This is a genomic window from Flavivirga rizhaonensis (genome assembly GCF_004791695.1).
In the GTDB taxonomy this organism is placed as follows: Bacteria; Bacteroidota; Bacteroidia; order Flavobacteriales; family Flavobacteriaceae; genus Flavivirga; species Flavivirga rizhaonensis.
In genome coordinates, this window is sequence record NZ_SRSO01000002.1 from 159,781 (window position 1) to 182,871 (window position 23,091).

Sequence of the window (23,091 nt, forward strand, 5' to 3'; positions counted from 1 at the left end):
CAATGAAAGTAGGTTATATAACATCAGAATATCCACATCCTAAAGTTAAACAAGCTGCAGGAATAGCCACTAGTATTAAAAATCTTAGTATCGCTTTGGTTAAGAAAGGCGTTGAGGTCGTGGTATTTGTATATGGTCAAAATAACTCTGAAATAATTTATGATGAAGGGGTTGAAATACATCTTATCAAGAAAGAAACTTATAGAGTGTTTGCTTGGTATTACTACAGGAAGCACATTCAAAACTATGTAAACAAAATAGCAGAAAAAAAGAATATAGATATTTTAGAAGCTGCGGATTGGACAGGGATATCAGCTTTTATGAACCTTAGAGTACCTTTGGTTATTCGCTTTCATGGAAGTGATGCTTACTTCTGTAAATTAGAAAATAGAAAGCAAAAGTTTAAAAATTTCATGTTTGAGAAGATGGCTTTGCATAAAGCTAAAGCTTATATAGCTCCCACGACTTATGCAGGAATTGAAACCGCAAAGATATTTGGGTTAAATAAAAATAAAATTAAAACCATTCATTATGGTCTACAATTAGAAAATTTTGAAAATAATACACCAAAAGTTTATTATAGGAATACCATATTGTACATAGGTACTATTATAAGAAAAAAAGGTGTTTTAGAATTAGCAGAAATATTTAACAAGGTATTAAAACAAAACTCCGAAGCACGATTAATCCTTATAGGGAATGATGCTTCCGATATAAAAACAGGTGAAAAATCCACTTATAAATTAATGGAGCAGATTCTTTCAAAAGAAGCCAAAAAACGTGTTGATTATTTAGGCAAAATACCTTACTCAAAAGTAAAGCAATATATTAAAAATGCGCATGTTTGTACTTTTCCATCTTTTGCAGAAACTTTGGGTATGGTAACAATAGAATCTATGGCCATGCAAAAACCAGTAGTTAATACCAGTATTGGCTGGGGACAAGAACTTATTGATGATAGTGTTAATGGCTATCTGGTACATCCAACAGAAATAGACGAATATGCAAATCGATTACTTGAACTACTCAATGATGAAGATTTATGTTTAAAAATAGGTAACGCTGCGAGAGAAAAAGTAGAAATACTTTTTGATATTGAAAAAAATGCAAATATAAATATTGAATATTATAAATCTATTATATCATGATGTATCTAATTCATCAAAATAATAGGTTGTTGAGGATTCTTGATAATGAATTCAAAGCAATTAGTTTTAATAAAAAACGAAGCATCACTGAAGCTTTATATGAATTGGCACAATGCTTTCCTACTGAAATTATTGTTTGGTGCCATAAAGCTTATATGGACTTTATTAATAAAAAGCATATTAACAATATTTTTCACCACAAACGTATTTTAGCTTCATATACTGTAAGTGATAAAAACTATATATCAAAACAAATAGGTTTTGTTGATCAATCAGTATTTATTAAAGTAAATAAAGAAGTTACTTACCCAACATGGCTTATGAGTAGTGATATTGGGGGAATACATGCAGAAATTTTAATTACAGTTTTAAAAGATTTTAAGAAGCATAACAATTTTGATTATTTTCTTAATTCGCTAGCAAAATCGGCGATGTCTCAAGGATTATTTTGTTATTCCGAACCTCATTTTTTTATTAGTAAACCAAAAGCAATTAGTCATAATCAAATATCAACGTTAGAATTGTTCAAGTTTGTAAAATCCCATTATAAATGGGTTTGGGTATATTTATTAATGTTGTGCTATCTAATCTATTTAAAAAAACTACCAATAATACCATTTGTTAAAAGCTTATTTTCAAATCGAAAATCATATGATTTGGACTTTAATACAATAACTTTAAACTCTTCAAGGAAAGTTATTGATAAAAAAGAGATAGACGTTATAATACCAACTATAGGTAGAAAAGTGTATTTATATGATGTACTAAAAGATTTATCGAAACAAACCATTTTACCAAAAAATGTTATCATAATTGAACAAAATCCAGATAAAAATTCAAATACAGAATTAAACTTTTTAACAGACGAAAGCTGGCCATTCAAGATAAACCATAAGTTTACTCACCAAACAGGTGTATGCAATGCCAGAAATATAGGTATTAACTTAGTACAAAGCGAATGGTTGTTTTTAGGTGATGATGACAATAGATTTGAACCCAATTTAATAGAGAACATTTTTGAAGAAATAGAAAAAACAGGTTCTAAAGTTGGATCAACAGTTTATTTAAAATCGGATGAGAAGCAGACTTATACTAAAACAGCACAAACCCCGGTTTTTGGAGGAGGAAATAGTTTTGTTAAATCTAGTGTAATAAATAATGTGAAATTTAATTTACAATATGAATATAATTATGGCGAAGATTCCGATTTTGGAATGCAGATACGTAATTTAGGTGAAGATATTATATACTTTTCTAATATAAGAATAACACATTTAAAAGCTCCTGTGGGAGGTTATAGAATAAAAGTTGAACATCCGTGGGAAAACGAAAAGCATATGCCCAAACCTTCCCCAACAATCATGTTATTTAATTTAAAATATCTAACAAAACAACAAAATCAGCTGTACAAATTATTACTTTTTATTAAATTTTATAAGAGCCAGTCAATTAAAAACCCATTTAAGTATATTGCTAGTATGAAAAGAAAATGGCAAACAAGTTTAAAATGGGCAGACACTTTAAAAAAAAGGAATGCTTAAGCTTTTTACAGATATAGATTTATTAACAGAAGAAAATCGTGGTTTAGTTTTTCCACTATTATTTGATTTGCATTATGGGTATAATGAATATTTAAGAGATTATTACACTATTGTTAAAGATATAAATGATTCTGATGTAGCAATTTTTCCTTTAGAGTATTCTTATGGATTGAAACATCATAAATCTCTGGTAAACGACTTTTTAACTAAAGCAAAAACTTTAAACAAAACGATTTGGGTTTATTCAGGAGGTGATTTTGGGTTTACAATAAACGATGAAAGTATTTTCACTTTTAGATTGAGCGGATTTAAAAGTAAGCTAAATAGCCAAACAGTTATTATGCCCTCTTTTATCAATGATCCTTATGACGCGTATTTAAAACAAAAATTTGCAACTATTAATAAAGAAAAACTTCCTAGATTGGGTTTTGTTGGTCATGCCAAAGGAGGACTTAAAAAGTACGTTAAAGAACTTTTAAGCTTTCTTAAAGTGAATATAAAACGTATTCTTTTAAGCGAAAATAAGGATTATCAGTCATTTTATCCATCAAGTATTAAACGTGCTAAGTATCTAAAAAAACTTTTTGAATCAGATTACATAATAACAAATTTTATTTTACGAAGTGATTATAGAGCGGGTTTTAAGAATAAGGAACAAAAAGAAAATACTACAGCAGAATTTTATCAAAATATATACAATAATCCATATACCTTTTGTCTAAGAGGAGCTGGTAACTTTTCGGTTAGATTTTATGAAACCTTAGCTGTTGGTAGAATACCTGTTTTAATAGATACAGATTGTGAATTACCTTTGTCACATAAAATAAAATGGAGTAAGCACTGTGTAATAATTAAAGAAGAAAACGATAAATCGATGGTTGAAAAAATTCAAGATTTTCATAGTAGATTTAGTGAAGAAAGTTTTATTGAGTTTCAAAATAGCAATAGGTTTTTATGGAAAAACCTTTTAAGAAGAGAACATTTTTTTAAAGAGGTACATGATGATTTCTTATTAAAAAACACAAATAATAGCTTATGAAGTTTTCATTAATAATATGTACATATATGAGGTGTGAAGCTTTGTCGAAGCTTTTAATGTCAATTCAAAACCAAATAGTTTATCCAAATGAAATACTGATTGTAGATGGATCAATTAATGATGAAACAAAGCAGTTTTTGGAAAAGAACTTCTTTGAAAATTTAAAGTATTATAAAGTAGAAGAAGCACAAAGAGGTTTAACAAAACAAAGAAACTATGGGATTAATTTAATCTCAAGTGAATCTGAGATCGTTTGCTTTTTGGATGATGATGTTATTTTAGAAAAAGAATATTTCAAAAATTTAATAAATACCTACAAAGACAAAAAAGATGCCCTGGCTGTTGGTGGTTATATTACAAATGAAGTTGTTTGGGAAAAGTCAGATGAGAAAGGACAAAAGAATAAATATTATTATGATGGATGGATGCGAAATGAGTCATCTAGATTTAAAATAAGAAGTCTTTTAGGTTTACAACCAGATGCAAAACCTGGGTTTTTGCCTACCTTTGCCCATGGGCGTTCTATAGGCTACTTACCTCCTTCAAATAAAATATATAATGTTGAATTTTTTATGGGAGGCGTGTCATCTTACAAAAAATTACTCTTCGATAAAATTAAATTTTCTAATTACTTTCATGGGTATGGTTTATATGAAGACTTAGATTTTTGTCTAAGAGCCTCTAAGTTAGGAAAGCTATACCTCAATACAGCCGCAAAATTAGAACATCATCATGAAGAATCTGGACGTCCAAATAAATTTATTTTTGGAAAAATGATTGTTAGAAATAGTTGGTATGTTTGGAAAGTAAAATATAAAAACCCGACATTTAAAGCCGTTTTTAAATATCATTCTACCGTATTATTGCTTATATTAATTCGCTTTGCAAATAGTTTTTATGGTAATAATAAAAAACAAGCGTTTACAGAAACCTTAGGAAGATTAAAAGGATGGTTCTCTTTATTTTATAACAAACCAAAACTTTCATGACAAAAATAGAATTTTTAAAAGAAAACTTAATTAACCCATCTACAGGAAAAGGATGTAAATCTTTTGAAGAGAATGAAGTGATTTTTGAATGCGGAGGAAAGTCAGACGTGTTAAATAATATACCTATCATCATTGATGAATCAACGAGCATATTTAAATCAAAAGACATATTAGAGAAGGCTCCAACAACTCAAAATTCAAATTACAGAAAAGATAATTTTAAAAATACGTTTCGTAAAAAAATACTACCATCCTTATCTAAAGACTTTTCTTTTAAAAAACGATATACAGAATTAGCTAAACAATTTGAAAACAAGCGAATTTTAGTTATTGGAGCTGGAGACAAGATAGATTTTTACAATGAAATTTTTAAAAATGCTTTAGTTATAACTTCAGACGTTCATTTACAATTTTCTCCAGATTTAGTTTTTGATGCACATCAAATTCCATTTCAAAATGCTAGCTTTGATTTAATTATAGCTTCTCAAGTTTTAGAGCATACTTTCAAACCGTGGATAGTCGCTAATGAGCTGCAACGTGTGGTTAAAATTAATGGGTTTTTATTAGTAGAAGTTCCTTTTAACTTTCCTTATCACAGCCCTCCTTACGATTTTTTTAGATTCACATTCACAGGTTTAAGAAGTTTATTCCATAAATGTAGTTTGCATAATTATGAAGCTTCAGAAGGCAGTGCCAGTGCAGTAGCAACATTTAATTCTCAATTTTTAATAGATTTATTTAAAAACAGATATTTAAGAATGATTGTATTGTTTATCTCCAGACTATTATTTGGTTGGTTAAAATATATTGATTTACTAAAATCTAGAAAAAATTATTTTAGTATGATTTCCCCTATGGGATTTAATATGGTATTTACAAGAGATGAAAAAGAAAGAACTAATGAAGAGCTACTTAATGAGTTTTATAAATTGAAGGTTTAAGGATGAAATTCACGATTATCACACATGTTGAACATAAATCAAAAGAGGATGTATTCTACGCTTACGCTCCATATGTGAGAGAAATGAATTTATGGTTAAAACATATTGATGAACTTGAAATAGTAGCTCCATTATCATCCAACCCTATATCAAAAATAGACATTTCTTATAAACACCAGCATATTATCTTTAGATCAATACCTTCTATTGAGTTTACTTCCGTTAAAACTATTTTAACATCGATAATTAAAATTCCAGTTATTCTTTTTCAACTTATTAAGGCATTTCAGAAAACGGATCATATTCACTTACGTTGTCCGGGAAATATAGGGCTATTAGGGTGCATTATTCAGTTTTTCTTTCCAAAGAAAACAAAGACGGCTAAATATGCTGGAAATTGGGATCCCAAGTCAAAACAATCTTTTAGTTATAGATTGCAAAAATGGTTGTTATCTAATACATTTCTGACTAGAAATATAACAGTTTTAGTATATGGTCAATGGAAAAATCAAACTAAAAATATAAAATCATTTTTTACAGCAACATATTCAGAAAATGAAATTAGTGTTCCAAAATCAAGAAATTATTCTAAAGCTTTAAAATTTATTTTCCTTGGAAGTTTGGTTGAGGGCAAAAGACCTTTATTAGTGATAAAAATTATTGAAGCTCTTTATAAAAAAGGTAAAGAAGTTTCTTTGGAGGTTTATGGAGAAGGTGTTTTAAGTAAAGAACTTGAAGATTACATTGTGAATAATAACTTAGAAAAAAGAATTAATTTGCATGGAAACAGAGAGAAAAACGTTATCAAGAATGCATTAAAAGAAGCTCATTTTTTAATATTACCATCAAAATCTGAAGGTTGGCCAAAAGCGGTTGCAGAAGCTATGTTTTTTGGAGTTATTCCAATTTCAACATTAATATCATGTGTCCCATACATGTTAGATCATGGAAGTAGAGGCATATTAATAGAAAGCAGTTTAGACAAAGCAGTTAAAACTATTGAAGAAACATTAAATAATGGAGAAAAATATTTGGAAAAGATGTCTTTAGAGGCTTCAATATGGTCTCAAAATTATACATTAGAGGCTTTTGAAACGGAAATTAAAGAATTGTTGTTTTAATTAATTATATGAGAGTACTACAATTAATAGATTCTTTACAAATTGGTGGAGCTGAGCGCGTTGCAGTGAATATTGCAAATGCCTTAATAAATGAAAAAGTAACATCGTTTCTTTGCGCAACAAGAGAAGAAGGGTTACTAAAAAAAAGTCTTTCAGAAAATGTTGAATATAAATTTTTAAATAAAAAGAAAACGATTGATTTTAGTGCAATTATTCGATTAAATAAATTTATTAAGAATAATAATATAGATATAATTCATGCACATTCTACTTCATTTTTTTTGGCAACAATTATAAAATTATTTAACAGAAAAATCACTGTTATTTGGCATGACCATTATGGTAATAGTGAGTTTTTAAAGGACCGAAAGTTTAGAGTTTTAAAGTTTTGTTCAGTATATTTTTCTCATGTTTTCAGTGTTAATAGATCTTTAGAAGCATGGGCCAAAGAAAACCTAAAAGCTAAAAGTGTTTCTTACCTTTCAAATTTTGCAATAATAAATAAAACTTTAAAAAATACTAAGTTAAAGGGGCGTGATGGAAACCGTATAATTTGTTTAGCTAATTTAAGACCCCAAAAGGATCATTTTACACTTTTGGAAGCCTTTAAAAAAGTAATTGACTTATATCCCAATTGGACTCTGCATTGTGTTGGTAAAGACTTTAACGATGAATATTCTAGGTTAATTCATCATAAAATTGATGATATGGGGTTGAAGGATAATGTTTTTTTATATGGCAGCAAACCTGATGTTTTTAATATTTTAAATCAATGTGAAATAGGCATTCTGTCTTCAAAATCCGAAGGTTTACCATTAGCTCTTTTAGAATATGGTTTATCAAAACTAGCCGTTATATCAACAAAAGTTGGTGAATGTAAAATGCTAATAAAAAATAATGTTACGGGATTATTGATATCACCATCAAAGCCAAAAAAAATGTTTGATGTTATATCTTTGTATATTGAAAATATACAATTGAGAATCAAGCATGCAGAAGGTTACAATAAACATATTTTAGATAATTATTCCGAAAAAGCCCAGATAGAGACCATATTGAAAACTTATAATACTTATAACTAAGCTATATTGAAAAACTTTGATTATATAAAAATAATTTTTTTACATATTCTTATAGGATTTGCGATATATAGTTTTGAAATATTATCCAAGGTATATTTATTAGGGATATTTATTTATTTTACTCGTACCATATTCAGAACTAAACCATCTCAAAGGGCATTAAAAGTTTTAATAGCATGCGCTTATGTTATTGGTTCTGAGGTATTCCTTAGAATGACAGGAGGTAGTCCTTTATATGAGACTTCAAAATACATGGTAATTTTATTCTGTTTAATTGGGATTGTTACAGTTAAACAGAAAGAACAGCCTTTAGCATACATATTATATCTTTTTTTTCTTATACCAGGAATATTAGTAGCAGGATTTAATGTAACAGAACAAACGACGCTAAGAACAGCTATTGCATTTAATTTAAGTGGGCCTGTTTGTTTAGGCATTGCTGCAATTTTTTGTTTCAAATTAAAAATAGCATATCAGGATATTCATAAAGTGCTATTTTTTATGGCTTTACCTTTGGTATCAACAGTTGTTTATTTATTTTTTTATACACCAGATATTAGAGAAACTGTTACTGGTACTGGATCTAATTTTGCAGCTTCAGGAGGCTTTGGACCAAATCAGGTAGCAACGGTTTTAGGTATAGGTATGTTTGTATTTAGTATTCGTTTCTTTATGCTATCTCCGTCATTATTTCTCAAAATAATAAATGGTGTTCTTCTTGCAGTTATAAGCTATAGAGGGATTGTAACATTTAGTAGGGGGGGCATTATAACAGCGCTTTTTATGATTGCAGCCTTCCTTTATATTTATTTTAATAAAGTAAATATTAAGGCTAAATTTAGAATCAGTAGAACCGTATTTGTATTTATAGGAATTGGATTAATGATTTGGCTATATTCTTCAATGCAAACAAGTGGTTTTATAGATAAAAGATATGCAAATCAAGATGCTTCAGGAAGAGAAAAAGCAGATATATCGACAGGAAGGGTTGAGTTAATTTCTTTTGAGATAGATGAGTTTTTAAAAAATCCAGTTTTAGGAGTTGGTGTTGGTAAGGTTAAAGAGTTGAGACAGCAAAAAGAAGGCGTTGTAGTGGCTTCTCATAATGAAATGAGCCGTATTCTTTCAGAACATGGTTTATTTGGTTTAATAGCTTTATTGATTTTATTATTAACGCCATTGATATTTCGGTTTAAAAATAGATCCAATGTATTCTTTTACTCATGTTATATTTTCTGGTTTTTAACTATTAATCACTCCTCGATGCGTATTGCTGCTCCAGCGTTTATATATGGTCTTAGTTTGATTGATCTACAATTCAAAACAAGTATTAAAAAAAAACAAATTAAAAAGCTAAAAATAGCCAACATAAAATAAAAAATACCTAGTTGAAGACTATTGTTTACATAGGGAATAAAATGAATGATGATAAAAAAAGTAATTTATCTTCAATTGATTTATTATCAACGTTATTTACAAAAAACGGATTTCAAGTTTATTCAGCATCACATAAGAGTAATATTTTTATTAGACTTATACATATGCTATGGACTTGTTTTAAATTTAGAAATAAAGCTGATTATGTTTTAATTGATACATATAGTACTTTAAATTTCTATTATGCCTATTTTGTAAGCTCGCTATGTCGTATTTTTAAAATGAAATACATCCCCATTCTCCATGGAGGAAATTTACCATACAGATTGATAACGACTCCTTCGTTATCTAGAGCTATATTTAATAATGCTTATATTAATATAGCTCCTAATTTATATATTGAATCAAAATTTGAAGCTTCTGGTTATACAAATATTAATTGCATTCCAAACTCAATAGAGCTAAATAATTACGTTTTTAAAGAAAGAACTTTTGATAAAGTAAAACTGTTATGGGTACGTTCGTTTTCAAAAATATATAACCCTTTGTTAGCAATTAAGGTTTTAAAAGGCTTAAAGGATATTAATATAGATGCAGAACTTTGCATGGTTGGTCCAGATAATGATGGAAGCATGCAAGAAGCAATGAATTATGCAAAAGAATTAAAGGTAGAAGTCATTTTTACAGGAAAATTATCAAAACAAGAATGGATAGAGAAGTCTAAAGATTATAATATTTTTATTAATACCACTCATTTTGATAATATGCCTGTTAGTGTTATAGAGGCAATGGCCTTAGGATTACCTGTTATTTCTACTAATGTTGGAGGTATACCTTACCTAATAGAAGATAGCCTTACAGGTATTTTAGTAGAGCCAAATTCAGAAAAAGTATTTATTAAAGCGATTCAAGGATTGTTAAATTCACCAAAAGAATCAAATGTAATGGCTATAAATGCCAGAAAAAAAGTAGAGCAATTAGATTGGAATATTATTAAAAATCAATGGAATAAAGTGTTAAAATAAATTTTCGCTTAATAATATGAATATAGTTATCTTTATCATCTCTCATTTTATTTGTAAAAATGTCCAACCGCAGTATTCATTTTAATATTTCAGAACGTAAAGTTTTACTGCGCATTTTCGATATTGTTTCAATATTGGTTGTGTTATATTTTGTTGGCAATACATTTGATTTTGATTATTTTACTATAACAAAAGAAAACTGGACATGGACTCTTATACTTGTTTTATATATATCAGTATTTGGAACTATTTTTGAGCTTTATGACCTACAGAAATCTAGTAAAATTGAAAAAACTTTTGCTAGTATAGTTGTCACGGTCTCAATTACTGCACTATTTTATTTTTTGACACCATTTTTTACGCCTGTATTACCAGATAATCGCTTGCAAATACTTTATTTTTATTTCGCAATCTTCGCAGCGCTATTTTTATGGAGATTTGCATATGTATCTTTCATTGTTTCTCCTAGGTTTTATAAGAAAGTATTGATTATTGGAGAAACCTCAAATATTGAAACTATTGTTGAAGCTTTTAATAACTCGGATCCTAATTATAAAATTAAGGGCTTTATTAATTGTGATTTAAATAGTTTTAGTTTTGAGTCTGTTAAGTTTAATGCTATTGCAGAGTATAAACCAAGTCAAATACGCCAAGTAATTAAGGACGAAAATATATCAGAAATTGTTGTAGCAAGTTATAATTCAGAATCTATTACTTCAGAAATTTATTACTCACTTATTTCGCTTTTAGAAGAAGGGTTTTCAATAAAAGAATATACACAGGTATATGAAGATTTGGCACAGCGTATACCAGTACAATTTGTAGGAAAAGATTTTTATAAGTATTTTCCATTTAGTAGAAGTAATCAAAATAAATTGTACCTGTTTTTTCGTCGGTTTTTCGATATTATTATTTCTATAATTGGAATTTTAACAGGAGCTATGTTTTTACCACTTATTTTAGTTGGGAATGTTATAGCTAATCGAGGTCCGCTTTTTTATACCCAAGATAGGATAGGGAAAAATGGAAAACCTTTTAAGATTTTAAAATATAGAACTATGATTAAAAATGCTGAAAAAACAGGAGCCGTTTGGGCTCAAAAAGGAGATGCAAGGATTACATTCTTTGGCAAGTTTTTAAGATATTCTAGATTAGATGAGATCCCTCAATTTTTTAATATATTAAAGGGCGATATGAGTTTGATTGGCCCCAGACCAGAACGTCCATTTTTCGTTAAAGAATTATCACAATTATTGCCTTTTTACGAAACGCGACATATTATTAAACCTGGTCTTACAGGTTGGGCGCAGGTTAAAACCAGATATGGATCTTCGGTTGACGATAGTTTACTAAAATTACAATACGATTTATACTATATCAAGCACAAAAGCTTTTTTCTTGATGTAAATATTTTGGTTAAAACCATTAGCACTATGATTTTCTTTAGAGGGCAATAATTTTGTTGTCAGTCTTCATTTGCAGTCGTAGTATTCAACTTTTTTATCTTATTGTAATAATAAATTAAATAAAGATATCTAATAAATAAGGCAATTAGTAAAGGAATTAGCCCAATAGCAAATACTTGCACACCAATAATCCAATGCAAGGTTAATAGGCATAATAGGATTATTAAAAACTTCAAATATTTAATAAACCAACCACTTATTTTTTTTCTAAATAATTGTCGAATAACAAAAATGTTAAGAGTACATGCCCAAAGCAAATTATAATTTTGATGCGTACCTTTATGATCGGTTGCAAACCAAAGTAATAGCAATAGTATCCCTATGATTCCTGTGATGCTAAAAAGGGTAATATCTAACCAAATACTTTGTTTCTTTTTTTTGTAATCCTTATAAGTTATAAAAAGAATGAATCCACCTATAATACCTAAAATGAATAGAGGACTTGTAAAAAAGGTATTTGGTTTTGGGCTTTCTTTTTTAGAATATAAAACGCGGCTTTCTTTTACTAAGGGTGCATCGCTATTTTTTATTAATGCAGAATCAAAAAACTTGTAAATGTTCTCAGGTAAGAACATATGTTCTTCTGCTGTTGCTTTTTTGTCTATAACTGATCCAAGGGCTACATCTATACCTAAACTTCCCCAAGAATTTCTATTGAGATTATTTTGAATTAAAGTCCTAAAAGTAGCTTCTTTATAATCGCTTGGTGTATTGAAAATAATGGTATTATTTAAGCTAACATTTGCAACATCTTTAATTTTTGTAGCACAATTGTCAAAAAAGAAATCGTATAAATACCTTTTATTTTCGGGCTTGTAATTATTTATTAAAAAGTCGTAAAGCTTTTGTTTTTCTTCTTGTGAAAGATTTAGAACTTGTTCTTTAATGCTTCTGTTTTGAGATGTATAACTATAAAAAAAATCTTGATAGCGATCTGCACCTATTAGATAGCTTAATTTTCCCTGAGCAAATTTTAATATAAAATAAGGAGCTTCAAAATCATAAACACCATAGTTAAATACTAAATCAATACCATTTAATCTGTCAGTAATTCTAAAGGCACTATGACCAAAAGAGTCATTTAAAGAAGCACCTGGACCAATAGTTAATACACTAATGCTTGCTTCTTGAGATAACGTGTTTTTTTGAGCTGAGCCAATTGCAGCAAATAAAAAAATAAATAAGAAGAGTAATGTTTTATGCATCTAAACAAATATTGAAGTGGTTTGAACTTTTTTGATTGAAGCGAAAAATAGTAATTTTATTCCCAAATGAAGACTTTTTTGAGTTGCATAGCTTCGCTACGGAGTAATAAAAAGACAAAATGTGAGGATAAAAGAACATTTTGCAGCCAATTATAAAAAGTTTAAACCACTTCATTATCTAAAAATACTAAAATCCAATTTTAAAGAAAATACATTTGAATATAAAGCAACACTTTGGTCTCCAATATCGGTAAAAGCATAATCTATTTGAACACCATTGTATTTGAAGCCTACACCAAAGCTAGGTTGAAAGCTTAGTTGTTCAGAATTGTCAATTTGTAATTCGTTTTGAAAATTTCCCATACCAGCACGCAAATAAACCATGTCTATATATCCAAATTCGAAACCAAGCGCGGGATTTACACTGGCAAAAGATGATGAAATAATATCATTGTTTTCTTCAAAACGAACATTTAAATTTAATGCTGTTAGTAATGTGTAATCATAGTTAAAATCGATTAGTTTTGAAATACCAATCTGTAATTTTGGAATGGTAATTTCGGTAGTTTCTGGTAACTCTTGATTTTGACCTGCTACTGCATTTTGGATCTTAGCAAATTCGTCTTCATCAATAGCCCAGGCATTAAAAGTTGTGGTAATATCACGAGCCATCACACCAAATTTCCAGTTGTTATTAGTCTCAAACTGTACCCCCAAATCTAAACCGAAACCCCAGGAAGAAGCGAAATCACCAATAACCCTCCGTATTACTTTGGCATTTACACCATATTTTAAACCTTGTACAGGAAGATGCCTTGCATACGAAAATGTTAATCCATAGTCTGCTGTAGAAAATAAACTAATTCTATCATAATTAATATTTCCCTGTTCATCAATAAGTTGAGTCGTGTTTAAAATATCATCAACAGCAAAACGAATTAATGATATGCCTACAGCACTTTGTTTATCTATAGGCATGGCATAAGCAACATAGTCATAATTAGCAATATTTGCAAAATAACTAGAGTGCATTAAAGCTAATTGATTGTCTTCAATTTTTAATAAACCAGCAGGATTCCAATAACCAGAATTAACATCGGCAGAATGAGACGTTACAGCACTGCTCATACCCAAAGCAGCAGCATCCACACCAATGTTCATAAACTCATTAGAATATTTTCTAACAGTTTGACTAAATATTGATACAGATAGTGCACAAAACAATGCAGTTATGTAAGTTTTCAATCGCAATTTTTTTACAAAGATGCACATAATACCTATTTAATCATAAAATATCAGATTTAAACTTGCTCATTTTTCATTTTATTTATCTACCCGTTAATTTCCATAACATATCGTATGTTAATTAATTATAGTATGTAAAAATGGAAAGCAGTAATTATTCTGTATGTTATTTCATAGTTAAATTAGCTTAATTTGTCAATCTATTAAACTTGAAATTATAATAGATATTGTTTAATTCTTGTTTTACACAATAATTGTTTGTTATTTTTACCGAAAGAATTCCTAAATATTAATAGCAATAAGAATCTACATATGAAAAAACATATTCCTAATGCATTAACACTTTTAAACTTATTATGCGGAAGTATTGCGGTTATTTTTGTGATTGATAATAATTTTATTGCTGCCTCTTTATTTGTTTTCCTAGGTATATTTTTTGATTTTTTAGATGGTTTTGCAGCCAGAAAACTAAATGTTCAAAGTGAATTGGGTTTACAGTTGGATTCACTTGCAGATATGGTAACTAGTGGCTTAGTTCCAGGACTTATAATGTATAAATTACTATCGTTAACTATAAACACTTCAGATAAGATAAATAATGATTGGTCTTCGAATACGGATTGGTTGGATTTTAATTTACCAATACTTCCGCTTTTAGGATTATTTATAACATTAGCTTCAGCATATCGTTTAGCAAATTTTAATTTGGATACCGAACAACAAAGTTATTTTAAAGGTTTACCAACGCCAGCAAATACCTTGTTAATAGTGTCGTTACCATTAATAATGGAGTTTCAGAATAATGATTTTATTAATGCCATTATCCTTAATAAATGGTTTTTAATTGGGTTAACGCTTTTAAGTTGTTACATATTAAATGCTAATATTAAATTATTCGCTTTAAAGTTTAAAGATAGGAGCTTTAAAACAAATGCAACAAGATACATTTTTATAATACTTTGTATCGTGTTACTAATTGTATTGCAGTTTGCTGCGATACCAGTTATTATTTTACTTTATATAATCATGTCGCTTATAGGCAATTTAACCTCCAAATAATTACGAATGGCATCAGGATTTTTTGCACTACTAGATGATATAGCAGCTTTAATGGATGACGTTGTGGTAATGAGTAAGATTACTACAAAAAAGACAGCTGGTATTTTAGGTGATGATTTAGCGGTGAATGCTGAAAAAGCTACAGGATTTGTTTCTTCCAGAGAGTTGCCTGTTTTGTGGGCAATTACTAAGGGGTCAGCGCTCAACAAATTAATTATTTTACCGATAGCTTTTTTATTAAGTGCTTTTGCGCCTTGGGCTGTTACCTTATCATTAGTATTAGGAGGGGTTTATTTGGCTTTTGAGGGAGCGGAAAAAATATATGAATTTTTTGTGCCTCATAAACATGCTAAAGAGACTATTGATAATTCAGACTTATCGAAGGAAGACCAATTAACTCTCGAAAAAAAGAAAATAAAATCAGCCATTTTTACTGATTTTATTTTATCAGTTGAGATCGTAATCATTGCTTTAGGGACCGTTTTAGGTAAGCCAATTTTGTTTCAGGTATTGGTTGTAACAATTGTAGCTTTAATTGCAACTATAGGTGTTTATGGGATCGTTGCGCTTATTGTTAGGATGGATGATTTAGGATATAAACTTGTTAGTTATAGTGGTAAGGAAAAAAGTATTTCAAAGGCTATTGGAAACTTTTTAATTAGAGCACTTCCAGTTATTATTAAAAGCTTATCTGTAATTGGTACCATTGCCTTAATTTTGGTAGCAGGAGGCATATTTGTTCATAATATTGAATTCTTCCATCACTTTTTGGAAGTGTTGCCTACTTATATAAAAGATTTTATAGTTGGATTATTGGTTGGTTTAGCTGCTCTTCTAGTAGTTAAATTATTTAAAGCAGTTAAAAAGAAATTATTGAAAGATAAAGGAACAGAAGTATAATAAACTAAAGGAATTAAAGAGTTTAATTGTTTTCTCCAGAGTCTTTATTTTTAGGACTACGTTTAGCCTTTTTTAAGCTTTCGTTTAACATCCACTCAATTTGGCCATTTGTGCTGCGGAATTCATCCGCAGCCCATTTTTCTATAGCTTTAAGCATATCTTCATTTATTCGTAATGCAAACGCCTTTTTCTTAGCCATTTGAGTTATTAATTATTTTGATAAATTTAAAATACAAAAATGTAAATGTATTGTTTATTGATTTAAAGTGCCAGTATTTAAAACAGGAGAAGCATCTTTATCACCGCAGAGTATAACCATAAGATTACTAACCATAGCTGCTTTTCGCTCTTCATCTAAATCTACAATACTTTTCTTTCCTAATTCTTCAAGAGCCATTTCAACCATACTCACAGCCCCTTCTACAATTTTATGTCTGGCAGCTACTATCGCTGTCGCTTGTTGACGTTTTAACATCGCATTTGCAATTTCTTGAGCATACGCTAAATAACCAATTCTAGCTTCTAATACTTCAATACCTGCAATAGATAGACGCTCATGTATTTCTTTTTCTAAAGCTTCACTAACTTCGTTAACACTGGATCGTAGTGTAATATCTTCAGTATGCCCATCATCTGCAAAATTATCGTAAGGATACATGCTTGCCAATTTACGAACAGCCGCATCTGTTTGCACACGAACGAAGTTTTCATAATTGTCTACATCAAAGGCCGCTTTATAAGTGTCTTGGACTTTCCAAACTAAAATCGTACTAATCATAATAGGGTTACCAAGCTTATCATTCACTTTTAAACGCTCACTATCAAAATTACTAGCACGCAGAGAAATTTTCTTTTTTGTGAAGAGAGGATTTACCCAATAGAAGCCATTTTTATTAATAGTACCTACATATTTTCCAAAAAGCAATAATACCCTCGAGTTATTTGGCTGTACCATTACAAAACCAGGTTTAATAGATATCGCAATGATTATAAATAAAATAAAAATGAAATTTTTAGTTATAATTAAGGTAATGATACTTCCAAAAAACATAATTAAAACAACGGATAGCATGAGATATCCGTTAGCGGGTGTAATGATTTTTTCTTCTTTCATGATTTGTGTTTTAATTTAAAATGATATTATTTTGATATCATAAAGATATAAATAAATTTTTGATATTTTGAAATATTTAATGTTGTTTTTTATAAAATTGTTTTTGATTCATAATAGCTATGAGTCAAAAAGTGAGTAAAATATGTGTGTAAAGTAAAAAGAAGAAAAAGATAATCTTAATAGGAGAGACTTGTCTAAAGATTGGACTTATCTACCTGAATAAAAATACAGAAGTGATATAATATTTATAATACTCAAGTGGATTCCTGCCTTCGCAGGAATGACAAAGAGCACAAGAAAAGTGAGAAATAATCAAAAGGCACTTAACTTGCTTGTCTAATCTCGGATTTTCTTCTTGCGAAGTTCAAAATTCTGACCTAAATATACCTTACGTACCATTTCATCGTTGGCTAGCTCTTCTGGCTTACCAGCTTTAAGAATACTACCTTCAAACATTAAATATGTTCTATCGGTAATAGCTAGTGTTTCTTGTACATTGTGATCGGTAATTAAAATACCAATATTTTTTTTGGTAAGCTGTGCCACAATACGTTGTATATCTTCAACAGCCACTGGGTCTACACCAGCAAATGGTTCATCTAATAAAATAAAACTTGGATCTGTTGCTAGGGCACGTGCAATCTCTGTACGTCGACGTTCACCACCCGATAATAAATCCCCTCGACTTTTTCGAATATGACCTAAACCAAATTCTTCAATAAGAGACTCCATTTTATGATGTTGTTCCTGCTTACTTAGTTTTGTAAGTTGTAAAACACTTAGAATATTATCTTCAATACTTAATTTTCTAAAAACAGAAGCTTCTTGTGCCAAATAGCCAATACCATTCTGTGCACGTTTGTACATTGGGTATTTAGTAATTTCTGTATTGTCTAAGAAAATATGACCACCATTGGGTTTTATCAAGCCAACAATCATATAAAAAGATGTCGTTTTCCCTGCTCCATTAGGTCCTAAAAGACCAACAATTTCACCTTGATTAACTTCAAGAGAAACATCTTTAACTACTTTTCGTCCACTATAGGACTTCATCAAATTTTGGGCTTTTAAAATCATAAGTTATATACTGAACGCTAAAAATAGTAAAATCATATACACTATTATAGCAGATGTTCTAATTTTATCTTGTTTGTTATTTTTAAAGGTAGTTAGTGGGGCAAATCTATTTAATTCTGAGCTTCCAAGGCATCCCAAAATTCGTAAGCACGACGTAAATGAGGAATAACTATGGTGCCGCCAACTAAAGTAGCAATGCTTAAAGCTTCAACAACTTCCTCCTTTTTTAAACCAATTTTATAACTGGTTTCCATATGGTATTTTATACAATCATCACAACGTAAAACTGTCGAGGCTACTAAACCTAAAAGCTCTTTCGTTTTAACATTTAAAGCGCCTTCAGCATAAGCATTAGTATCTAAATTGAAGATGCGTTTAATAACCTTGTTATTATCTGCTAAAATTTTATCGTTCATTCTAGAACGATATTCGTTGAATTCGTTAAAAATATCAGACATGTTGTTTTTCTTTTCTTTTTTGATTTCTAATAACAATCTTAGAAATATAAATACTCACTTGGTATAAAATTATAATTGGAATGGCTACAATAACTTGACTGGCAATGTCTGGTGGTGTAATAATAGCAGAAAGTATTAATACAACTACCAAGGCATATTTTCTGTATTTTCTCAATATTTCGGGAGTTACCAAACCTATTTTTGTTAAAAAATAGATGATAATGGGTAGCTCAAAAATTAAACCTGAAGCCAATGCAGAAGAGCGTACCAAGGCAATATAAGAACTAATATCAATTTGATTGTCTACTAAGTCTGCTATACTATAATTAGCCAAAAAGTTAAGTGATAGAGGTGTTACAATATAATAACCAAACAATACGCCTATGAAAAATAAAATTGATGATATAATTATAAAACCACGAGAGTGTTTACGCTCGTTATTATGTAAACCTGGACTAATAAATTTCCAAAGCTGATAAATAACGTACGGAAAAGAAATAATAAAACCTGCTAAAATAGCTGTCCAAATATCTGCTGAAAATTGTCCTGCCATAGTACGATTTTGTATTATCATTGGCATTTCTTCAGCACAAAAGGTGGTGTTAATACCTATAAAATTTGCCGTATTACATAGAAAATGATAGGTTGGGAAAGTCATGTCTAAAGGTGCGAAAATGATTTCCTTAAAAATAAACCTACTAAAAATAAAAGCTAAAGTAGCAACTATTACAACTGCTAAACAAATTCTAATTAAATGCCACCTTAAATCTTCAAGATGATCTAAAAAAGACATCTCATTTATCTCTTTTTTTGCCATTATATAATGCCTTCTTTTATTAAATCGTGTAAATGAATCACGCCTGCATACTTTCCATTTTCTTCAACAAGCAACTGAGATATGCCATTTGCCTCCATAACCTCTAAAGCTTCAACAGCCATAGCGTCAGCGTTAATGCGTTTTGGATTAACACCCATAATATCATTTGCAGTAAGCGATGAAAAATCATCAACTTTACTTAACATTCTACGCAAATCGCCATCAGTAATAATACCTGTAATTTCATCATTTTCTACAACAGCAGTAACGCCTAACATTTTTTCAGTAATCTCTATGATGATGTCTTTTATGTTTGTAGATGGAATTACTTTAGGCTTTTCGTTTACAGATGATATATCTTGAACACGTAAATATAATTTTTTTCCTAAGGCACCTCCAGGATGATATTTTGCAAAATCATTACTAGAAAAACCTCGTAGTTCTAATAAGCAAACTGCTAGAGCATCACCAATAACTAACTGAGCGGTTGTACTCGTAGTTGGTGCTAAATTATTTGGACAAGCTTCTTTTTCAACATAAGCATTTAGAATATAATCTGCTTGTTGTCCTAAAAAGGAATCTTCATTTCCCGTTATAGCAATCATTTTATTGTTAGCACTTTTAATAAGAGGAACTAAAACTTTAATTTCTGGCGTATTTCCACTTTTAGAAATACAAATAACGACATCATCTTTAAGAATAAGCCCTAGATCACCATGAATGGCGTCTGCCGCGTGCATAAAAATGGACGGTGTTCCAGTTGAGTTTAATGTGGCTACAATTTTATTAGCAATAATGGCACTTTTTCCAATTCCTGTAATAATTACTCGACCTTTGGAATTATAAATGAGTTGCACCGCATCGGCAAAATCATCAGTTATTAAATTAGCTAGGTTTGAAATAGCTTGACTTTCTGTATTTATTGTTAGTTTTGCGGTTTGTTTAATAGAATTTTTACTATTCAAAATTTATATTTTTTTTAGTTGATGCTTTTAAAGATTTTATTATCTTTAATGGTAATCAAATTAAATTTTGTTGTACTTTGGATTTTCGTTACAAAACTAACGAAAAAAAAATGAGGGGATCTCTAAACGCGCTATTAAATTAATCATTGAAGTTTTAATATTTTAGTGTATGATAATAAGTAAATAAATTTTTATACAGTTCATGTTATTAACCAAAAGTGATCTGCATTCTGCTCTTAAAAAATATTTTGGATTCAACCAATTCAAGGGCTTGCAGGAAGATGTTGTCGAAAGTGTTTTATCAAAAAATCATACGTTTGTAATTATGCCAACTGGTGGCGGGAAGTCACTATGTTATCAGTTACCTGCATTAATGCAAGAAGGAACAGCTATAGTTGTGTCACCATTAATCGCGTTAATGAAAAATCAGGTAGATGCCATTCGTGGAATCTCTAATGAGGAGGGCGTTGCACATGTACTGAATTCTTCATTGAATAAAACAGAAGTAAAGCGTGTTAAGGAAGATATTGTAAATGGAGTTACCAAATTACTATATGTTGCGCCAGAATCTTTAACTAAGGAGGAAAATGTTGAGTTTTTGCGTTCAGTAAAAATATCTTTCATGGCGATTGATGAGGCACACTGTATTAGTGAATGGGGTCATGATTTTAGACCAGAGTATAGAAATTTACGACATATTATTGCTAGAATAGGAGAAAGTATTCCTATTATTGGGTTAACAGCTACTGCAACGCCTAAAGTTCAAGAAGATATTATAAAGAATTTGGGTATAAGTAATGCGAAAACCTTTAAAGCATCTTTCAACAGACCTAACTTATATTACGAGGTAAGACCCAAAACAAAAAATGTAGATGCCGACATTATTAGATTCATAAAACAAAATGAAGGAAAGTCTGGTATTGTATATTGTTTAAGTAGAAAACGAGTGGAAGAACTAGCTCAAGTACTACAAGTAAATGGTATAAAGGCAGTACCATATCATGCTGGATTAGATGCGAAATCAAGATCTAGCTATCAAGATAAGTTCTTAATGGAAGATGTCGATGTGGTTGTGGCTACTATTGCTTTTGGTATGGGAATAGATAAACCAGATGTACGTTTCGTAATTCATCATGATATTCCTAAAAGTATAGAAAGTTATTATCAAGAAACTGGTAGGGCAGGGCGTGATGGAGGTGAAGGACATTGTTTAGCATATTATGCATATAAAGACATTGAAAAATTAGAGAAATTCATGTCTGGTAAGCCTGTTGCAGAACAAGAAATTGGACATGCATTATTGCAAGAAGTGGTTGCTTTTGCAGAAACATCTATCTCTAGAAGAAAATTTATTTTACATTATTTTGGAGAAGAGTTTGATAATGAGACTGGAGAAGGTGGCGATATGGATGATAATGTTAGACACCCCAAAAAGAAACATGAAGCAAAAGAAGATGCCGTAGTATTATTAGAGACGATAGAAAAAACGAACGAAAAATATAAATCTAAAGACTTGGTAAACGTTATAGTTGGAAAAGAGAATGCCTTAATTAATTCTCATAAAACCAATGAACAGCCATTTTTTGGAAAAGGTAAAGACAAAGATAACAAATATTGGATGGCACTGTTAAGGCAGATATTGGTTGCTGGGTATCTTAGAAAGGATATTGAAACTTATGGTGTTATTAAATTAAGTGACCCTGGTAGATCTTTTATAAAGAAACCATCATCGTTTATGATGACTGAAGATCATATCTTTGAAGGAGAACAGGAAGATGGTACTATTATTACAGCTGCAAAAAGTGGAGGAGCCGTAGCTGATGAATTATTAATGGGTATGCTTAAAGATTTGCGTAAAAAGAATGCAAAAAAGCTAGAAGTACCACCATTTGTTATTTTCCAAGACCCTTCGCTTGAAGATATGGCATTAAAATACCCAATTAACTTATCAGAATTAGCAAATGTGCATGGTGTTGGTGAAGGAAAAGCTAAAAAATACGGTAAAGATTTTGTAGAATTAATCTCCAGATATGTTGAAGAAAATGATATAGTTCGCCCAGATGATTTGGTCGTAAAATCAACAGGAATTAACTCAGCTAATAAACTATATATCATTCAAAATATAGATAGGAAATTGCCTTTAGATGATATTGCTTCATCAAAAGGGATGTCTATGGACGAATTCGTTAAAGAAATGGAAGCTATTGTTTATTCTGGAACTAAATTGAATATCAATTATTGGATTGATGATATTTTAGATGAAGATCAGCAAGAAGAAATACATGATTATTTTATGGAATCTGAATCTGATAATATTGATAATGCTATTGAAGAATTTGATGGCGATTATGACGATGAAGAATTACGTCTATATCGTATAAAGTTTATTAGTGAAGTAGCTAATTAATAATTTCAATCTACAGTCTACAGTCTTCGGTCTTCGGTCTTCGGTCTTCGGACTAATAAAACTTCGTACTTCAAACTTCATTCCTTATCTTTGCGGCTTTAAATAAAATAAAGAA

General features: G+C 29.9%; 21 protein-coding genes. 13 read left to right on the top strand and 8 right to left on the bottom strand.

Going from position 1 to position 23,091, the window contains the following annotated elements; translation table 11 throughout:
- Window positions 1–2 precede the first annotated feature (2 nt).
- From EM932_RS02590 to EM932_RS02635, 10 genes are read left to right on the top strand one after another with little or no spacing between them, the layout of a single operon-like run.
- A complete protein-coding gene (locus tag EM932_RS02590) occupies window positions 3–1,148 on the top strand; it encodes a glycosyltransferase family 4 protein (protein WP_135875188.1) in 1,146 nt (381 codons plus the stop codon).
- Entirely contained in the window at window positions 1,145–2,689 is a 1,545-nt protein-coding gene (locus EM932_RS02595; protein ID WP_135875190.1) for a glycosyltransferase family 2 protein, read from the top strand. Before EM932_RS02590 ends, EM932_RS02595 begins: the two co-directional genes overlap by 4 nt.
- Window positions 2,682–3,728 carry an exostosin domain-containing protein gene (locus EM932_RS02600; RefSeq protein ID WP_135875192.1) on the top strand — a complete coding sequence of 349 codons (1,047 nt, stop codon included), beginning with the start codon at window positions 2,682–2,684 and terminating at the stop codon, window positions 3,726–3,728. The genes EM932_RS02595 and EM932_RS02600 overlap by 8 nt, the downstream gene beginning before the upstream one ends.
- Window positions 3,725–4,717 carry a glycosyltransferase family 2 protein gene (locus tag EM932_RS02605; protein WP_135875194.1) on the top strand — a complete coding sequence of 331 codons (993 nt, stop codon included), beginning with the start codon at window positions 3,725–3,727 and terminating at the stop codon, window positions 4,715–4,717. Before EM932_RS02600 ends, EM932_RS02605 begins: the two co-directional genes overlap by 4 nt.
- Complete coding sequence (locus tag EM932_RS02610; protein WP_135875196.1) at window positions 4,714–5,658, top strand: methyltransferase domain-containing protein; 945 nt, start codon at window positions 4,714–4,716, stop codon at window positions 5,656–5,658. The genes EM932_RS02605 and EM932_RS02610 overlap by 4 nt, the downstream gene beginning before the upstream one ends.
- Before the next feature lie 2 nt (window positions 5,659–5,660).
- The gene (locus EM932_RS02615; RefSeq protein ID WP_135875198.1) at window positions 5,661–6,779 is read left to right on the top strand and encodes a glycosyltransferase family 4 protein; all 1,119 of its coding nucleotides are present in this window, start codon (window positions 5,661–5,663) and stop codon (window positions 6,777–6,779) included.
- Between the two features lie 8 nt (window positions 6,780–6,787).
- Window positions 6,788–7,861 (top strand): glycosyltransferase, encoded by a 1,074-nt coding sequence (locus EM932_RS02620; protein ID WP_135875199.1) that lies wholly within the window; start codon window positions 6,788–6,790, stop codon window positions 7,859–7,861.
- 6 nt (window positions 7,862–7,867) lie between these two features.
- Complete coding sequence (locus tag EM932_RS02625) at window positions 7,868–9,238, top strand: O-antigen ligase family protein (RefSeq protein WP_246040847.1); 1,371 nt, start codon at window positions 7,868–7,870, stop codon at window positions 9,236–9,238.
- Between the two features lie 11 nt (window positions 9,239–9,249).
- Complete coding sequence (locus tag EM932_RS02630) at window positions 9,250–10,263, top strand: glycosyltransferase family 4 protein (RefSeq protein ID WP_135875201.1); 1,014 nt, start codon at window positions 9,250–9,252, stop codon at window positions 10,261–10,263.
- Window positions 10,264–10,322: 59 nt separating this feature from the next.
- Window positions 10,323–11,720, top strand: coding sequence for a sugar transferase (locus EM932_RS02635; protein ID WP_135875203.1), 1,398 nt, complete (start codon window positions 10,323–10,325; stop codon window positions 11,718–11,720).
- 8 nt (window positions 11,721–11,728) lie between these two features.
- Here EM932_RS02635 and EM932_RS02640 read toward each other — a convergent pair whose 3' ends face one another.
- Both EM932_RS02640 and EM932_RS02645 read right to left on the bottom strand, forming a co-directional pair.
- Window positions 11,729–12,934: a lipoprotein N-acyltransferase Lnb domain-containing protein gene (locus tag EM932_RS02640; protein WP_135875205.1), complete on the bottom strand. Its 1,206-nt coding sequence runs from the start codon at window positions 12,932–12,934 to the stop codon at window positions 11,729–11,731.
- A 174-nt stretch (window positions 12,935–13,108) separates the two neighbouring features.
- On the bottom strand, window positions 13,109–14,206 hold the full coding sequence (locus EM932_RS02645; RefSeq protein ID WP_135875207.1) for a putative type IX sorting system protein PorV2: 1,098 nt from the start codon (window positions 14,204–14,206) through the stop codon (window positions 13,109–13,111).
- A 285-nt stretch (window positions 14,207–14,491) separates the two neighbouring features.
- On the opposite strand from EM932_RS02645, the gene EM932_RS02650 reads away from it, so the two are divergent.
- Entirely contained in the window at window positions 14,492–15,238 is a 747-nt protein-coding gene (locus tag EM932_RS02650; protein WP_135875209.1) for a CDP-alcohol phosphatidyltransferase family protein, read from the top strand.
- Window positions 15,239–15,244: 6 nt separating this feature from the next.
- A complete protein-coding gene (locus EM932_RS02655) occupies window positions 15,245–16,138 on the top strand; it encodes a DUF808 domain-containing protein (protein WP_135875211.1) in 894 nt (297 codons plus the stop codon).
- Between the two features lie 22 nt (window positions 16,139–16,160).
- Here the strand turns inward: EM932_RS02655 and EM932_RS02660 are convergent, their stop codons facing one another.
- From EM932_RS02660 to EM932_RS02685, 6 genes are all read right to left on the bottom strand, one after another.
- Window positions 16,161–16,337, bottom strand: coding sequence for an Arc family DNA-binding protein (locus tag EM932_RS02660; RefSeq protein WP_135875213.1), 177 nt, complete (start codon window positions 16,335–16,337; stop codon window positions 16,161–16,163).
- A 54-nt stretch (window positions 16,338–16,391) separates the two neighbouring features.
- Entirely contained in the window at window positions 16,392–17,252 is an 861-nt protein-coding gene (locus EM932_RS02665) for an SPFH domain-containing protein (protein ID WP_135875215.1), read from the bottom strand.
- A 336-nt stretch (window positions 17,253–17,588) separates the two neighbouring features.
- Complete coding sequence (lptB, locus tag EM932_RS02670) at window positions 17,589–18,329, bottom strand: LPS export ABC transporter ATP-binding protein (protein WP_135875217.1); 741 nt, start codon at window positions 18,327–18,329, stop codon at window positions 17,589–17,591.
- A 110-nt stretch (window positions 18,330–18,439) separates the two neighbouring features.
- Window positions 18,440–18,787, bottom strand: a complete 348-nt coding sequence (locus EM932_RS02675; RefSeq protein WP_135875219.1) for a carboxymuconolactone decarboxylase family protein — start codon at window positions 18,785–18,787, stop codon at window positions 18,440–18,442.
- Window positions 18,780–19,604, bottom strand: coding sequence for a twin-arginine translocase subunit TatC (gene tatC / locus EM932_RS02680; protein ID WP_135875221.1), 825 nt, complete (start codon window positions 19,602–19,604; stop codon window positions 18,780–18,782). The genes EM932_RS02675 and tatC overlap by 8 nt, the downstream gene beginning before the upstream one ends.
- Window positions 19,604–20,569 (bottom strand): KpsF/GutQ family sugar-phosphate isomerase, encoded by a 966-nt coding sequence (locus tag EM932_RS02685; protein ID WP_135875223.1) that lies wholly within the window; start codon window positions 20,567–20,569, stop codon window positions 19,604–19,606. The genes tatC and EM932_RS02685 overlap by 1 nt, the downstream gene beginning before the upstream one ends.
- Before the next feature lie 202 nt (window positions 20,570–20,771).
- On the opposite strand from EM932_RS02685, the gene recQ reads away from it, so the two are divergent.
- Window positions 20,772–22,976, top strand: coding sequence for a DNA helicase RecQ (gene recQ / locus EM932_RS02690; protein WP_135875225.1), 2,205 nt, complete (start codon window positions 20,772–20,774; stop codon window positions 22,974–22,976).
- Window positions 22,977–23,091 lie beyond the last annotated feature (115 nt).

What these genes read in the sequence shown, in the direction of transcription:
- EM932_RS02590 (WP_135875188.1), top strand. Translation starts at nt 3, where the DNA reads ATGAAAGTAGGTTATATAACATCAGAATATCCACATCCTAAAGTTAAA.
- EM932_RS02595 (WP_135875190.1), top strand. Translation starts at nt 1,145, where the DNA reads ATGATGTATCTAATTCATCAAAATAATAGGTTGTTGAGGATTCTTGAT.
- EM932_RS02600 (WP_135875192.1), top strand. Translation starts at nt 2,682, where the DNA reads ATGCTTAAGCTTTTTACAGATATAGATTTATTAACAGAAGAAAATCGT.
- EM932_RS02605 (WP_135875194.1), top strand. Translation starts at nt 3,725, where the DNA reads ATGAAGTTTTCATTAATAATATGTACATATATGAGGTGTGAAGCTTTG.
- EM932_RS02610 (WP_135875196.1), top strand. Translation starts at nt 4,714, where the DNA reads ATGACAAAAATAGAATTTTTAAAAGAAAACTTAATTAACCCATCTACA.
- EM932_RS02615 (WP_135875198.1), top strand. Translation starts at nt 5,661, where the DNA reads ATGAAATTCACGATTATCACACATGTTGAACATAAATCAAAAGAGGAT.
- EM932_RS02620 (WP_135875199.1), top strand. Translation starts at nt 6,788, where the DNA reads ATGAGAGTACTACAATTAATAGATTCTTTACAAATTGGTGGAGCTGAG.
- EM932_RS02635 (WP_135875203.1), top strand. Translation starts at nt 10,323, where the DNA reads ATGTCCAACCGCAGTATTCATTTTAATATTTCAGAACGTAAAGTTTTA.
- EM932_RS02640 (WP_135875205.1), bottom strand. Translation starts at nt 12,934, where the DNA reads ATGCATAAAACATTACTCTTCTTATTTATTTTTTTATTTGCTGCAATT.
- EM932_RS02645 (WP_135875207.1), bottom strand. Translation starts at nt 14,206, where the DNA reads ATGTGCATCTTTGTAAAAAAATTGCGATTGAAAACTTACATAACTGCA.
- EM932_RS02650 (WP_135875209.1), top strand. Translation starts at nt 14,492, where the DNA reads ATGAAAAAACATATTCCTAATGCATTAACACTTTTAAACTTATTATGC.
- EM932_RS02655 (WP_135875211.1), top strand. Translation starts at nt 15,245, where the DNA reads ATGGCATCAGGATTTTTTGCACTACTAGATGATATAGCAGCTTTAATG.
- EM932_RS02660 (WP_135875213.1), bottom strand. Translation starts at nt 16,337, where the DNA reads ATGGCTAAGAAAAAGGCGTTTGCATTACGAATAAATGAAGATATGCTT.
- EM932_RS02665 (WP_135875215.1), bottom strand. Translation starts at nt 17,252, where the DNA reads ATGAAAGAAGAAAAAATCATTACACCCGCTAACGGATATCTCATGCTA.
- lptB (WP_135875217.1), bottom strand. Translation starts at nt 18,329, where the DNA reads ATGATTTTAAAAGCCCAAAATTTGATGAAGTCCTATAGTGGACGAAAA.
- EM932_RS02675 (WP_135875219.1), bottom strand. Translation starts at nt 18,787, where the DNA reads ATGTCTGATATTTTTAACGAATTCAACGAATATCGTTCTAGAATGAAC.
- tatC (WP_135875221.1), bottom strand. Translation starts at nt 19,604, where the DNA reads ATGGCAAAAAAAGAGATAAATGAGATGTCTTTTTTAGATCATCTTGAA.
- recQ (WP_135875225.1), top strand. Translation starts at nt 20,772, where the DNA reads ATGTTATTAACCAAAAGTGATCTGCATTCTGCTCTTAAAAAATATTTT.